This window comes from Aeromonas sp. DNRA1 (assembly GCF_963888745.1).
Classification (GTDB): Bacteria; Pseudomonadota; Gammaproteobacteria; order Enterobacterales; family Aeromonadaceae; genus Aeromonas; species Aeromonas hydrophila.
Map to the genome: position 1 here is coordinate 94,796 of NZ_CAWPKQ010000009.1, position 14,209 is coordinate 109,004.

Genomic DNA, 14,209 nt, shown 5'->3' on the forward strand with positions numbered 1-14,209 from the left:
CCTGATCCATCAGTGACGGAAGTGGCGCATGTTGGTGAACAGCATGCACATGCCGTGTTCGTCGGCAGCGTCGATCACCTCCTGATCGCGCATCGAGCCACCGGGCTGGATGACGCAGGAGATGCCGGCTGCCGCTGCGGCGTCGATGCCGTCGCGGAACGGGAAGAAGGCATCGGAAGCCATGACGGAGCCCGCCACGGTCAGCCCTTCATCCTCGGCCTTGATGCCGGCGATCTTGGCCGAGTAGACGCGGCTCATCTGGCCGGCGCCGACGCCGATGGTCTGGCCGTCTTTGGCATAGACGATGGCGTTGGATTTGACGAACTTGGCCACCTTCCAGCAGAACAGCAGGTCGTTCAGCTCAGCCTCGGTGGGTTGACGCTTGCTGACCACGGTCAGATCCCCCAGGGTCACCATGCCAAGGTCACGCTCCTGCACCAGCAGGCCGCCGTTGACGCGCTTGAAGTCAAAGCCTTGCGCCGGCGCGGTCCACTGACCGCACTCGAGCAGTCGCACGTTCTGCTTGGCGGCGACAGCGTCGCGGGCAGCCTGGCTGACGGTGGGGGCGATGATCACCTCGACGAACTGGCGCTCGACGATGGCCTTGGCGGTGGCGCCATCCAGTTCACGGTTGAAGGCGATGATGCCGCCAAACGCGGAGGTGGGGTCGGTCTGCCAGGCGCGCTCGTAGGCACTCAGCAGGTCGCTGCCAATGGCCACGCCGCACGGGTTGGCGTGCTTGACGATGACGCAGGCCGGCTGGTCGAACTCTTTGACGCACTCCAGCGCCGCATCGGTGTCGGCGATGTTGTTGTAGGAGAGCGCCTTGCCCTGCAGCTGGATGGCGCTCGCCACCGAGCCCGGCGCGGCATGCTCCTCGGCATAGAAAGCAGCAGCCTGATGGCTGTTCTCGCCGTAGCGCATGTCTTGCTTCTTGATGAACTGGCTGTTGAAGGTGCGCGGGAAGCGGGACTCCTCGTCACCTTCCTTGTTGTCACCGTAAGAGGGAACCATGGTGCCGAAGTAGTTGGCGATCATGCCGTCGTAGGCGGCGGTGTGCTCGAAGGCGGCAATGGCCAGATCGAAGCGGGTTGCCAGTTTCAGGCTGTTGCCGTTGCCATCCATCTCGCGGATGACGCGGTCATAGTCGGCAGCCTTGACCACGATGGCCACATCTTTGTGGTTCTTGGCGGCGGAGCGAACCATGGTCGGGCCGCCGATGTCGATGTTCTCGACCGCATCGGCCAGGGTGCAACCGGGCTTGGCGACGGTAGCGGCGAAGGGATAGAGGTTGACCACGACCATGTCGATGGGGGAGATAGCGTGCTGGGCCATGATGGCGTCGTCTTGCTCGCGCCGGCCGAGAATACCGCCGTGGACCTTGGGATGCAGGGTCTTGACCCGGCCATCCATCATTTCAGGGAATCCCGTGTAATCGGAGACCTCGGTCACCGGCAGACCGGCGTCGGCCAGCAGCTTGGCGGTACCGCCGGTGGAGAGCAGGGCCACGCCACGTTCGTTGAGTGCCTTGGCAAATTCCAGGATGCCAGTCTTGTCAGACACACTCAGCAGTGCACGGCGAATGGGTCGAGCTTGTTCCATCACACTATCGTCCTCAGCATAACGGGGACCGTTCCATGGGAGGCGAGGCTCAACACAGAGAGTCCCCAAATAAATGGAAGTGGGGGATTTCGCAAACCGCTCTCGCCTGAAAAACCTGCCGACAGGCAAAAGCGTTTTAGGAAATGCCCGCTTGACGCGACGCTCTCTTGTGGGCGCGTATTCTACACAAAAAATGTGACCCGTGGTGGATTTTTTAAAGTGACAAAGCCTTGTCTGGTGCGGTGTTAAACGTTTTCTGGTTGGTTTTTGTGAAACGTTTGTCTTTTCAGTCTCTTGATGGCAAAAGGGTGGCCGCGTCCTCTTTCCTGCCGCCGGCTGGCAATCGCCGGGCAAAGGGGTGATAGTGGGGGCCGGTTGTGGCTGTGTGGCAAATTCAACGGGAGAAAAGGCATGTATCGGATCGGGGAGCTGGCCAAGGCGTGCGGGGTGAAGGCGGATACCCTGCGTTTTTACGAGAAGAATGGTCTCATCTCGCCAGGCATTCGCAACGAGTCCGGCTATCGCCTCTATGGTGAGCAGGACAAGCGGCGGCTGGAGTTCATCATCCGCGCCAAGTCGGTGGGGTTCTCGCTGGCCGACATCGGCGAGCTGCTGGATCTCGATACCAACAAGGCCAAGGTCACCTGTCAGGAGGTGAAGGCGGTGGCCGACACCAAGCTCGAACAGGTGGAGCAGAAGATCGTCGAGCTGACCCGTTTTCGCGACAACCTGCGCGAGCTCTCCAACATCTGCTGCGGCGGCCCGCGCTCGGCGGAGCACTGCGCCATCCTGGAGACGCTGGAGTCCGGTGCCCCCTCCCGTCATGAGCACCACGACCATGAGCACTGAGCTGCACCGGCCCCGGGTATCCGCCTTTCTTGCCCTCTCCCTCGATGGCTTCATTGCCGGGGAGGGGGGTGATCTGGCCTGGCTTGAACCCTACAACGGCGACTCCCAGGAAGAGACCGGCTACAGCGCGCTGATGGCGAGCGTTGATACCCTGCTGATGGGGCGCAACAGCTACGACACTGTGCTCGGCTTTCCCGAGTGGTTTTATGGCGACAAGCCGGTGGTGGTATTGACCCACAGACTCGCCGCTCCCCGTGAGCATGTCTCCTTCCGGCAGGGGGCGCTGGCGCAGGTGCTGGACGAGCTGTGGCAGGCGGGCAGCCGCCATCTTTATCTGGATGGCGGCGAGGTGGTCAGGCAGGGACTGCAGGCCGCGCTGGTGGACGAGCTGATCCTGTTCTGGGTGCCGGTCACCCTGGGAGGCGGGGTGCCGCTCTTTGCAGGATCGCTGCCCGGCGCGCTGGTGCCGGTGTCGAGCACTGTGCTGCCAAGCGGGCTGGTGCGGGTCGTCTATCAACCGGCCTGAGGAGCTTACCAGCCCCTTGCAGGCGGGCCGGGAGAGGTGCACAATCGGCACGTTTTTTCGCCGCCTGCCCCGGATCTGTGGTGGCAGGGGCGATGGGCAAACACGACCAACCGCATCAAGGAGCCGACATGGCCAAGAAGAAGGTGACCCGGGTCACCACCGAGCCCGCCTGCGAACATCAGCGCGGTATCATTCAGGACAACCACCTCAAGGCACTGGTGACCTCCCCCCTGTTCCAGGCCCGGGTCGAACCGAGCAAGAAAGGCAAGGGCAGCTATCAGCGCAAGGCCAAGCACGGCAAGCGGTGGGAGCCCGGTCAACAGCAGATGGTACGCGTCTGCTGCTGAGCGGGTTCCTGCTTTGGAACCAGTCCACGATCTTGCTGCGAGGCCGTGATCAAGGCTCATGTGCTGCTCGCAATCCTCATGTGTACTTACATACTCCGGTTCCTGCGCTGCTCTTCACCTTGCTGACAGCCTCTCGCGACAGACCGTGAACAGGTTCTTGGAACCAAAACAAGCGGGGCGCTCATGGCGCCCCGCTTGTGTTCCATCTGGTTAAAGGCGGTTACCTCATTCGTCCATAAAGAGTTCGAGCAGCACGTTGAGATAGCGATGGCCGAGGGAGGTGAGCTGCCAGCTGTCGCCGAGATCTTCGATCAGCTCCTTGCTCTGGGCGATGGTCAGCATGGTTTCTACCCGTTCCAGCGGCAGGCCGGTGTAGGCCTCGAACTCCGCCTTGGGGGCCGGTTCAAACAATCTGAACCGGTTCATGAAGTACTCGAGCGGCAGATCGTCCGCACTCACTTGCCACTGCTCGTCCAGATAGGGTCGGTTCGTATCCAGGTAGCCTTTCGGGTGTTTCACCTTGGCGGTGCGCAGGATCTGCTGGTTGGCAAGATCCGTCACCTTGCCGTGGGCGCCGCAGCCGATCCCCAGATAGTCGCCGAAGCGCCAGTAGTTGAGGTTGTGGCGGCACTGATACCCCTCTTTGGCATAGGCCGAGATCTCGTACTGCTGATAGCCGTGGGCGGTGAGCATGGCGTGGCCCTGCTCGTAGATGTCCCACAGGGTGTCATCCTCCGGCAGGGTGGGCGGCTTGGAGGCAAACGCCGTGTTCGGCTCTATGGTGAGCTGGTACCAGGAGAGGTGCGGCGGCGCGCAGGCGATGGCCTGTTGCAGATCCGAGAGCGCGTCTGCCAGGCTCTGATCCGGCAGGCCGTGCATCAGATCCAGGTTGAAGGTGGGCAGTTTGATGGCGTGAGCCAGTTCGGCGGCCTTGTGCGCCTCTTGCGGGCCGTGAATGCGGCCGAGCCGGGTCAGCTTCTCCTGCTGGAAGCTCTGCACCCCGATGGAGATGCGGTTGATGCCGGCCCGCTGGAAGCCGGCGAACTTTTCTGCCTCCACCGTGCCCGGGTTGGCCTCCATGGTGATCTCGCAGTCCACGGTGAGTTCGATGCGTGCGCGCACCCCGTCCAGCAGCGCCTGCATGGCCTCCACGGAGAGCAGGCTCGGCGTGCCGCCACCGATAAAGATGGAGGAGAGGGGGCGCCCCTGGGCCCAGTGCAGGTCTTGCTCCAGATCCTCCAGCAGGGCGGCAACGTACTCGAGGTGGGGCAGCTCTCCCTTCTGGGCATGGGAGTTGAAGTCGCAGTAGGGGCACTTCTGGACACACCAGGGCACGTGGATATAGAGGGAGAGGGGCGGCAGTTGCAGCATGGGGTTTCCAGTGTTCAAAAAATCATCAGGGGTCGGGTTGCCCTTGTCGTCGATGACAACGGGCCGGGGCGCCGCGAACGAAACGGGGGCCGACGGCCCCCATTGTAGATGACAACGCGGCGGGAGACAGCGCTTTAGTTGACCGCCGCCAGGGCCGCTTTCAGCTTGGCCAGCGCCTGGCCGCGATGGCTGAGCTGGTTCTTGAGCTCGGCCGGCATCTGGGCCGAGGTGCAGTCGTGATCGGGCACGAAGAACACAGGGTCATAGCCGAAGCCGTGCTGACCGCGCGGCTCGTCGATGATCATCCCTTCCCAGCTGGCCTGGCAGATGATGGGGGTGGGATCGTCGGCGTGGCGCATGTAGACCAGTACGCACCAGAAACGGGCGCTCTTGAGATACTCGGGGGCCCCTTTCAGCTCGCCCAGCAGCTTGTCGATGTTGTCCTTGTCGCTGGCACCTTCACCGGCAAAGCGGGCGGAGTAGACGCCGGGACGGCCGTGCAGCAGATCCACTTCCAGGCCGGAGTCGTCGGCAACCGCCGGCAGGCCGGTGATGCGGGCGGCGTGGCGGGCCTTGATGATGGCATTCTCGACGAAGGTGGTGCCGGTCTCGTCGGCATCGGAGACTGCAAACTCGCTCTGCGGGATCACCTGGATCTTCATATCGGCCAGCATGGCGGCCAATTCCTTCACCTTTTTCTGGTTCCCTGTTGCCAGGACAAGCTTGTTCATCGAGCACCTCCGCAAAAATAATCTGCGCATTCTATGCGGGGCTGGCGCCCAGGAAAAGCGCCAATTGCCCTGGATCGCCCTCACCGGGGTCATGGCAAGATGCGGATAAAATGAATGTTTCCTGAATGGAATAACAGAAGTGATTAAATACCATTTCAATTCATTACTGTGAGCCAGTAGACTCGCGCCCCAATCTAATTTCCCCATGCCACGAGGTGACTGATGCCATTGATTCTTTTGCTTGTCCTACTGGTGCTGTTCAGTCCGCTGGCCATCGACATCTACCTGCCCGCCATCCCGCAGATGGCCGATCAGCTGGGGGCCGAGGTGACTCTGATGCAGGGCACCATCACCTGGTTCCTGTTCAGCATGGGACTGGGGCAACTGCTGGTGGGGCCGCTGGCCGATCGCTACGGCCGTAAGCCCATCGCCCTTGGCGGCGTGCTGCTCTACGGTCTGAGCGCCCTGGGGGCTGGCTTTGCCGCCAGCCTAGGTGAGCTGATGCTGGCGCGGGTGCTGCAGGGTTTTGGCGCTTGTGCCACCTCAGTCGCCGCCTTCTCGGTGGTGCGTGACAGCTATGGCCCCAAGAAGAGCGGTCAGATGATCTCCTACCTGAACGGTGCCATCTGCTTTATACCGGCGCTGGCCCCCTTGCTCGGTGGCTGGCTCACCGCCAAGGCGGGCTGGTCGGCCAACTTCTGGTTCATGGCCGGTTATGCGGTCATTGTCGGTAGCTGGCTGCTGTGGCGGATGCCGGAGACCCGTCCGGAAGAGACCAGCAGCAGCGGCCCGCTCATCAGCTGGTCGCGCTACAGCCCGGTGCTGCGCTCCCCGAGCTTCCTGTTCAACGCGACGCTGTGCATGCTGGCGATGGCGGTGATCCTGGCCTATGTCACCGCGGCGCCGGTGCAGCTGATGGTGAAGCTGGGGCTGGACATGAGCGGCTTCAGCTACTGGTTCACCGCCAACGCGGCACTCAACATCCTGGCCTGCTTCCTGGCACCCCGTTTCATCGCCAGAGTGGGGCCAAGACGCACCCTGCGCATCGGCCTGCTGGTGCTGCTGCTCTCCGCCATCGCCTTGACCCTGGCCATGCACATCGAGCATCCGCTGGCCATGATGGGCCCGGTGTTCCTCTCCAGTATCGGCTTTGCCATGATCCTGGGCGCGGCCGCCGGCATGGCGCTGGCACCGTTCGGCCACTGCGCCGGCACCGCCGCCGCCCTGCTCGGTCTGTTCCAGATGAGCGGCTCAGGTGCGCTGGTGGGCTTCATCGGTGTACTGATGCATGATCCGCTCAGCCAGCTGGCGCTGCACATGTGGCTGCTGCTGCCCCCCCTGTTGATGCTGATGACCCGCCAGGGCCGGCGCTTGTGTTTGCAATAAATCCTGTGCTCTGATGGGCACACTCAGGGGGCCTTGGGCCCCCTTCTTTATTTGGCAGGCAAGGGTTTGCCTGCGCCCCGTGACACAGCTACCCGTGGAGAAAACCGGATGAGCCACACAATCAATGCCGCCCTGGTGGGCTATGGCTTTGCAGGCCAAACCTTTCACGCCCCGTTTTTGACCAGCACGCCCGGGCTCTCCCTCGGCTGGGTGGTGAGCCGCGATGCCGCCAAGGTGCAGAGCGATCTGCCCGGTTGCCGGGTCGGTTCGCTGGCCGAGGTGCTGGCGGACCCGTCGGTCGACCTGGTGGTGATCGCCACCCCCAACGACACTCATGCCCCCATCGCCCGTGAGGCCCTGCTGGCCGGCAAGCACGTGGTGATCGACAAGCCGTTCGCCCTGGATTTGGCCGAGGCGAAGGCGCTGGTCGAGCTGGCGGAGAAGCAGCAGCGGCTGCTCAGCATCTTCCACAACCGACGCTGGGACGGTGACTTTCTCACCGTACGCCGCCTGCTGGCGGAAGGAGCGCTCGGTCAGGTTGCCCAGTTCGAATCCCACTTCGATCGCTATCGTCCCGAGGTGCGCCAGCGCTGGCGCGAGGCGGGCGGACCGGGTTCCGGCCTCTGGTTCGATCTCGGCCCCCACATCCTCGATCAGTCGCTCCAGCTGTTCGGTCAGCCGGACTGGCTGCAGGCGGATCTGGCTCAGCAGCGCCCCGGAGCCCTGGCAGATGACTACTTCCACGTGGTGCTCGGCTATGGCGAGATGCGGGTCGTGCTGCACGGCAGCTGCCTGGTGTCGGCCACCATGCCGCGGTTTGTCATCCACGGTAGCGAGGGGTCGTTTATCAAGTTCGGCATGGATGTGCAGGAGGATCAGCTCAAGCTCGGCAAGCGGCCGCCAGCGGCAGACTGGGGAGTAGACAATGAACCCGGCCAGCTCAGCCGGATCCGCGATGGTCAGCTGCAGCAGCAGAGCGTGGCTGGCGAGGCGGGGGACTACGGCGCCTACTATCGCGGTGTCTGCGCCGCCATTCGTGGGGAAGGCGACAACCCGGTACCGGCCGGCGAGGCACTGGCGGTGATGGCGCTGCTGGACCTGGCCCGCGACAGCGCCCGCGAGGGGAAACGACTGGCTTGTCAGATCCTGTCTGACTGAGGCGCTGTCCGCACGCGGTTGCTGGCACAATGCAATAGCCGTTTATTGCCAGCAACCGCGGGGCCTGTGGCGTTTTATTGTACAAAACTGCGACATTTACAGTGTTTTGTATTAATGTTTGTCGTTGTAGTAGTTCTTTTCATCCAGCCAACGAGAAAATATCATTGTGATACTCGTTTTCATTGGGCGCGTATGGGGATATATTTCGCGCGCCTCTTGGCTCCCGGCATATGGGTTTTTCACCGGGTGAAAGGACGCACTGTGATGGTTGTACCAACCATCTCTCCATATTTTTCTGAGGGTATGCACATGAACAAAGTACTGGTAGCCGGTATCCTGGGTCTGATGTTGACCGCTTGTGGTCAGAAAGAAGAAGCCGCCGCTCCGGCTGCTACTCCGGCCGCCGACGTTGCTGCAACTGTTGAGAAAGCCGCTAGCGAAGCCACCTCTACCGTAGAGAAGGCCGCTTCCGAAGCGACTGCAACCGTTGAGAAGGCTGCCGCTGACGTAGCCACCAAGGCAGAAGCCGCAGTGAGCGATGCCAAGGCCAACTAAGCCTGCACCTCATCTGAAGAACGGGCCCGAAGGCAACTTCGGGCCCGTTTTTTTATGCCCGTTCCCCGCCTTTGACGGGATTCTTGCCGGCTCGGGAACCGGCTAGAGTGCCGGGTTGAGGCGCGCGGTGAGGATATGATCCTCCCAGCGGCCATTGATCATCAGGTAGTCTTTGGCGTACCCCTCCCGCTCGAAGCCGAGCCGCTCGAGCAGGGCGCCGCTGCGCTGATTCGACGGCATGTAGCCGGCCATGATGCGGTGCAGGCCGTGTTCCCGGAACAGGTAGTCGATGCCAGCCTCGACGATTTCCTGCATCAGCCCCTGTCCCTGGTGGGCCTGGTCGATGGCGTAACCCAGATGGCAGGCCTTGAAGGCGCCCATAAGGATGTTGGTGAAGTTGCAGGTGGCGATCACCTGCTCACCATGGGGATCGAGCGCCACCAGATGCACCCCGCTGCCATTGAAAAACTGGCCATAGCTGTCGCGCAGCCGGCCGTGCCAGTGGTTCAGGGTGTAGAAGCTCTCGTCCCGGCTGGGCTCCCAGGGGGCGAGGTGGGCGCGGTTGCGCAGATAGAAATCCAGCATCAGGTCGGCCCGCTCAGGGGGCAGTATGGTGAGCTGGCAGCGGGCCGTGCACAGGTGTGGCAGCGCCATCAGTGATCCCTCTGCCTGAGCCACTCATCGCGCAGCAGGCTGTAGTGAACGTGATCCACGATGCGGTCGGCCAGCCGCTCGGCACGGCGGGTGATCCCCTCCTGCTGCATGCCGAGGCGCTCGCAGACGGCCCGGCTGGGCTCGTTGTCGGTGGCGGCGCTGATCTCCACCTTCTCCATCCCCATCTCCTCGAAGGCGTGATGGATCAGGGCCTGGCAAGCGCGGGTGATGATGCCGTTGCCCTGCCAGCGCTCGGCCAGCCAGTAGCCGATGCTGACCTTGGCCAGCGCCCGGTCGATCTGGTTGTAGCCAATGACGCCGACTACTTCCCCCTGATACTCGATGGCGGTGGTCAGCCCCTCGCCGCGGGCAAACTTCTCGATGGCGTGGCGGATGAAGGTGGTGCTGTCGGCGGGCTGCTGAATGTAGGGCGGCCAGGGCAGCCACTGGGTCAGGTAGTCGCGGTTCTCCCGACACAGGGCAAAGAGTTCGCTGGCCATGTCGGGCTGCAGGAACAGCAGCGCCAGCTCGTCGTCCAGTTGCCATGAAAACATCCACACCTCCCCTCCAGTCAGGGCCCGAAGCGGGCCGCCAAACCGCCAATGTAGCCAATCAACCCCTTGTACGCCAAGGGTTTTCCATCTGTTCTTGCGCCCCGCCATCCCCATATGGAGGGGCGGTTGGTGATGGTCAGAAAGCGCCTGGCCATTGTTCGGCTTTTTTGGTGTTATTCGCCATTTTGATCTCTTCTCACGCTACCAAACAGGGGCAACAGCAGATCCTGCTATGGGTTTGTGCTGCTCTGTCACATATGACAGGCAGCAATCTTGAACGTGCCAACTAGTGTAGGAGCGCCGGGCAACGGACCCGACGTGTAATCTTCATCGACTTAAGGAAAAGACGGATGAACAAAGTCTATTTGGCCGTGGTATTGGCCTGCTGGGGAAGCGCAGCGCTGGCTGCAGAACAGGTGAATGTGCATCAGGTTGCGGGCATTCAGGGGGCGCCGAGCGGCGCTGCCGGGGTGAGCGCGTTGGCAGGGGATGGCGAGTTTCGTCAGGTGCGGGCGGTCAAGCTGCCCAACGGTCAGCAGCGGGTGCGCTATGAGCAGACCTGGCACGGCATCCCGGTCTGGGGCCAGGTGCTGGTGGCCGAGCAGTCCCTCGGCGGGCAGATAAGCCAGGTCTCCGGCCAGATCCTGCGCCAGATCGATGCCGACGTGGCCAGCCCGACCGCCGCCCTGTCGCCGGCCGATGCCGCCAGCAAGGCGCGGGCCGGGGCCAAGGGCAGCAACGAGCGGGTCAAGCTGTTCGTGATGCAGGATGAGGCCGGTCAGGCCCGCCTGGTCTATCTGGTCTCCTGGCTGGCGGCGAGCGATGAGCCGAGCCGCCCCTTCGTGGTGATCGATGCCCAGAACGGCAGCGAGCTCAAGCGCTGGGAAGGGATCAACCACAAGGACGCCACCGGCCCGGGTGGCAACGTCAAGACCGGCAAGTATTTCTACGGCGCTGACTTTGGCCCGCTGCTGGTGGACGACAACTGCCGGATGACCAGCCCGAACGTGGACACCCTCAACATGAATCACGCCACCACGGGCGGCGCCATTCATCAGTTCACCTGTCCGGAGAACACGGTCAAGGAGATCAACGGCGCCTACTCGCCGCTCAACGACGCCCACTACTTCGGCAACGTGGTGTTCGACATGTACCGCAACTGGTACAACACGGCGCCGCTGACCTTCAAGCTGAAGATGCGGGTGCACTACAGCCGCAACTACGAGAATGCCTTCTGGGACGGCAGCCAGATGACCTTCGGTGACGGCGCCACCACCTTCTACCCGCTGGTGAGCCTGGACGTGGCGGCCCACGAGGTGAGCCACGGCTTTACCGAGCAGAACTCCGGGCTGGTCTACTCCGGTCAGTCGGGTGGCATCAACGAGGCCTTCTCCGACATGGCGGGGGAAGCGGCCGAGAACTTCATGAAGGGCGGCAACGACTGGCTGGTGGGCGCCCAGATCTTCAAGGGCAACGGTTCCCTGCGCTACTTCGAGGATCCGACCCGGGACGGCAGCTCCATCGGCCATGCCAGCGACTACTACGATGGCATCGACGTGCACCACAGCTCCGGTGTCTACAACCGCGCCTTCTACCTGCTGGCCAACACCAGCGGCTGGAACACCCGCAAGGCCTTTGAAGTGTTCGTACTGGCCAACCGCCTCTACTGGGGCGCCAACACCACCTTCGATCAGGGCGCCTGCGGCGTGACCAAGGCGGCTACCGATCTGGGCTACAGCGTGACCGACGTGGCGGCGGCCTTTACCACGGTCGGGGTCAATGCCACCTGTGGCGGCACTACGCCGCAGCCGGGCAGCGTGCTGCAAAACGGGGTGCCGGTGACCGGTCTCTCCGCTGCCAAGGGTGGCAAGCTGAACTTCACCATCGACGTGCCGGCCGGCAAGAGCCAGCTGGTGATCGCCAGCAGCGGCGGTACCGGCGATGCGGATCTCTATGTGAAGTTCGGCAGCCTGCCGACCAGCAGCAGCTATGATTGCCGCCCCTACAAGAGCGGCAACACCGAGACCTGCACCCTGAACTCGCCCAAGGCGGGGACCTGGAACGTGCAGCTGAGCGCCTACAGCGCCTTCTCAGGAGTGACCCTCAAGGCCAGCTACTGAGCCTGAGTCACCGTAACAGAGATAGAGCGCCGGACTTGTCCGGCGCTTTTTTTATGCGGATTTGCCCGCCCAGCGCCGGGCCAGGGTACGGGCGGCTTCCAGCACCCGCTCCTTGGCGGGATTGGGCCGTTTGCCGCTGCGCCAGGCCATCATCACATCCCAGTGATCCGGCGGCAGATCCACCACGTCCAGCTGTACCAGCCGGCCGAACTCCAGATCCCGGGCGATGGCGAGCGCCGGCATCAGGGTGATGAAGCCGTGCTCCAGCGCCAGCTCCCGCGCCGCGCTGGCGGGCTGGATGGCGTGCAGCGGGCTCGCCACCTGGCGCAGCAGGCGCAACTGCAGGATCAGCTCGTCGCAGCCGGTGCCCCACTGCTGGGGGGCCAGCCGCTCGTTGGCGATGTCTTGCAGGGTCAGGCCCTGCCGCCCGGCCAGCGGATGGGTGGCGCAGGCCACCGCGATGATGGGGGAGCGATAGAGCAGCTCGAGCTGGATGCCGGCGATGGCCGGACACTTGAGGATGAAGCCGACGTCGGTCTCGCCGGTCAGCAGCTCCTGCATGATGATGCCGGAGTGATCCGTGTTGCAGCGGATCTCGAAGGTCTCGTCGACCAGTGCCAGCAGCAGGGGGCCGAATACCACGGTCGTCAGGGAGGGCAGGCAGGCGAGCCGGATGCGAGGTAGCGCCGGCGCTCCCTGCATCGCCAGGCGACCCCCTTCCAGCGCGCTCAGTGCCGCACTCGCGGCCGGCAGAAACTGCTCGCAGGCCGGGGTGGGGGTGGCACCGCGCCGATGTCGGCGAAACAGGGGTTGGCCCAGATCCTGTTCCAGCACGGCGATCCGCTGGCTCACCATGGGTTGTGACCAGCCGCGCACGGCGGCCGCCTTGCTGAAGCTGCCGCGATTGACCACATCCAGCAGCAATTGCAGATCGTCGAGGGTCATAGCCATAACATAATCCAATATAAAATATAGCCAGTTGTCGGCTACCACTATATCTGGCGTCCTTCCAGAATAGCAGTATCAATCGTTGTGCTTTGGCATATTGCCATATCGGTTCAGGGGCTTGTTGCACCTTGAGCCCGTTTGGTGACGGCGTCATTCGGGCGATGAGACGAATTAATCGGCATGTCATCAGAAAAGCAGGGGACGGGTAGTCATGGTGGAGCGGGCGAGGCGGTTGGGGCGGTGGTTTTTGGCGTTGGATTCCCTGTTGGTGATCCTGGGGTTCTTCGTGGTGATGCCCATGATCAGCCTGCGCTTCGTGGATCAGCTCGGCTGGGCGGCCGGGGTGGTCGGGCTGGCGCTGGGATTGCGCCAGCTGACCCAGCAGGGGCTGGGCATTCTGGGCGGTTCGCTGGCGGACAAGTTCGGCGCGCGGCCGCTCATCGTGGGCGGCATGCTGCTGCGGGCGGCGGGATTTGCCAGCCTGGCCTATGCCCAGAGCGGGCTGGAGCTGATCCTCTCCTGCGTCATCTCGGGGCTGGGAGGCTGTCTGTTCGATCCGCCCCGCGCCGCGCTGGTGATCAAATTCACCCGGCCCCGTCAGCGTGGGCGTTACATCTCGTTGCTGATGATGCTGGAGAGCGCCGGTGCCGTGGTGGGGGCCCTGCTCGGCAGCTGGCTGCTCAACTTCGATTTCGAGTATGTCTGCCTGCTGGGGGCCGGCCTGTTTGTCTGCGCCGCCCTGTGCAACCTGCTGATCCTGCCTGCCTACAAGCTCTCGGTGCGGCCAACCCCAATCCGCGCCGGCCTCGGCCAGGTGCTGGCGGACAAGGCGTTCTGCCGGCTGGTGCTGATCCTGAGCGGCTACTACGCGCTCTGGGTACAGGTGATGCTGATCTTCCCCATCCTGGTCAAGCAGATGGCGGGCACCACCACGGCGGTGGGCTGGATGTATACCCTGGAGACCGCCATCTCGCTGGCGCTGCTCTATCCGCTGGCGCGCTATGGCGAGCGCCACTTCAAGCTGGAGAGCCGCCTGATGGCGGGGGTGCTGCTGATGACCACCGGCATCGGGCTGGTGGCCTTTGCCAACACCCTGCCTGCGGTATTCATGCTGCTGGCCTGCTTCTATCTGGGGATCGTCATCGCCGAACCGGCGCGGGAGACGCTGATGACCAAGCTCGCACAGCCGGGGGCGCGCGGCAGTTACATGGGCTTCAGCCGGCTGGGGCTGGCGCTGGGGGGCATGACGGGTTACGTGGGAGGCGGTGCGCTGCATGACTATGCTATGCTGCAGGGTCAGCCCTGGTTACCCTGGCTGGTGCTGGGCACGGTCGGGGTGACGACCTTGTTGCTGCTGGTGAACTGTTTTCACCGCGAGCCGAGTCTGGCGCGGGTCAACATCTGACGG

Annotated in this window: 14 protein-coding genes; 8 read left to right on the top strand and 6 right to left on the bottom strand. The window is 63.3% G+C overall.

The window, feature by feature from the left end:
* Positions 1–9: 9 nt before the first annotated feature.
* Entirely contained in the window at positions 10–1,602 is a 1,593-nt protein-coding gene (purH, locus tag AACQ43_RS20965; RefSeq protein ID WP_168968601.1) for a bifunctional phosphoribosylaminoimidazolecarboxamide formyltransferase/IMP cyclohydrolase, read from the bottom strand.
* Positions 1,603–2,013: 411 nt separating this feature from the next.
* On the opposite strand from purH, the gene zntR reads away from it, so the two are divergent.
* The 3 genes from zntR (at position 2,014) to AACQ43_RS20980 (ending at position 3,324) form a co-directional block, all read left to right on the top strand.
* The gene (gene zntR, locus AACQ43_RS20970) at positions 2,014–2,451 is read left to right on the top strand and encodes a Zn(2+)-responsive transcriptional regulator (RefSeq protein ID WP_005309469.1); all 438 of its coding nucleotides are present in this window, start codon (positions 2,014–2,016) and stop codon (positions 2,449–2,451) included.
* Positions 2,441–2,977, top strand: a complete 537-nt coding sequence (locus tag AACQ43_RS20975; RefSeq protein WP_168968602.1) for a dihydrofolate reductase family protein — start codon at positions 2,441–2,443, stop codon at positions 2,975–2,977. The genes zntR and AACQ43_RS20975 overlap by 11 nt, the downstream gene beginning before the upstream one ends.
* A gap of 128 nt (positions 2,978–3,105) precedes the next feature.
* Complete coding sequence (locus AACQ43_RS20980) at positions 3,106–3,324, top strand: alternative ribosome-rescue factor A (protein WP_017410628.1); 219 nt, start codon at positions 3,106–3,108, stop codon at positions 3,322–3,324.
* Positions 3,325–3,549: 225 nt separating this feature from the next.
* Here the strand turns inward: AACQ43_RS20980 and hemW are convergent, their stop codons facing one another.
* Entirely contained in the window at positions 3,550–4,695 is a 1,146-nt protein-coding gene (hemW, locus tag AACQ43_RS20985) for a radical SAM family heme chaperone HemW (protein WP_168968603.1), read from the bottom strand.
* Between the two features lie 134 nt (positions 4,696–4,829).
* Entirely contained in the window at positions 4,830–5,426 is a 597-nt protein-coding gene (rdgB, locus tag AACQ43_RS20990) for an RdgB/HAM1 family non-canonical purine NTP pyrophosphatase (protein ID WP_041217113.1), read from the bottom strand.
* A gap of 222 nt (positions 5,427–5,648) precedes the next feature.
* On the opposite strand from rdgB, the gene AACQ43_RS20995 reads away from it, so the two are divergent.
* From AACQ43_RS20995 to AACQ43_RS21005, 3 genes are all read left to right on the top strand, one after another.
* On the top strand, positions 5,649–6,812 hold the full coding sequence (locus AACQ43_RS20995) for a multidrug effflux MFS transporter (protein WP_045790579.1): 1,164 nt from the start codon (positions 5,649–5,651) through the stop codon (positions 6,810–6,812).
* Between the two features lie 108 nt (positions 6,813–6,920).
* Complete coding sequence (locus AACQ43_RS21000; protein ID WP_076362690.1) at positions 6,921–7,970, top strand: oxidoreductase; 1,050 nt, start codon at positions 6,921–6,923, stop codon at positions 7,968–7,970.
* A 309-nt stretch (positions 7,971–8,279) separates the two neighbouring features.
* Complete coding sequence (locus AACQ43_RS21005) at positions 8,280–8,525, top strand: hypothetical protein (RefSeq protein WP_005309486.1); 246 nt, start codon at positions 8,280–8,282, stop codon at positions 8,523–8,525.
* 102 nt (positions 8,526–8,627) lie between these two features.
* On the opposite strand, the gene rimJ is transcribed toward AACQ43_RS21005, so the two are convergent.
* Positions 8,628–9,179 carry a ribosomal protein S5-alanine N-acetyltransferase gene (gene rimJ, locus AACQ43_RS21010; protein ID WP_146061347.1) on the bottom strand — a complete coding sequence of 184 codons (552 nt, stop codon included), beginning with the start codon at positions 9,177–9,179 and terminating at the stop codon, positions 8,628–8,630.
* Positions 9,179–9,733, bottom strand: a complete 555-nt coding sequence (locus tag AACQ43_RS21015; RefSeq protein WP_073348946.1) for a GNAT family N-acetyltransferase — start codon at positions 9,731–9,733, stop codon at positions 9,179–9,181. The genes rimJ and AACQ43_RS21015 overlap by 1 nt, the downstream gene beginning before the upstream one ends.
* A 350-nt stretch (positions 9,734–10,083) precedes the next feature.
* On the opposite strand from AACQ43_RS21015, the gene AACQ43_RS21020 reads away from it, so the two are divergent.
* Positions 10,084–11,853 (top strand): M4 family metallopeptidase, encoded by a 1,770-nt coding sequence (locus AACQ43_RS21020; RefSeq protein ID WP_168968604.1) that lies wholly within the window; start codon positions 10,084–10,086, stop codon positions 11,851–11,853.
* Between the two features lie 51 nt (positions 11,854–11,904).
* Here AACQ43_RS21020 and AACQ43_RS21025 read toward each other — a convergent pair whose 3' ends face one another.
* On the bottom strand, positions 11,905–12,804 hold the full coding sequence (locus AACQ43_RS21025; RefSeq protein ID WP_024946193.1) for a LysR family transcriptional regulator: 900 nt from the start codon (positions 12,802–12,804) through the stop codon (positions 11,905–11,907).
* A 208-nt stretch (positions 12,805–13,012) separates the two neighbouring features.
* On the opposite strand from AACQ43_RS21025, the gene mdtH reads away from it, so the two are divergent.
* Positions 13,013–14,206: a multidrug efflux MFS transporter MdtH gene (gene mdtH / locus AACQ43_RS21030; protein WP_011704798.1), complete on the top strand. Its 1,194-nt coding sequence runs from the start codon at positions 13,013–13,015 to the stop codon at positions 14,204–14,206.
* The last annotated feature ends 3 nt before the right edge of the window (positions 14,207–14,209 follow it).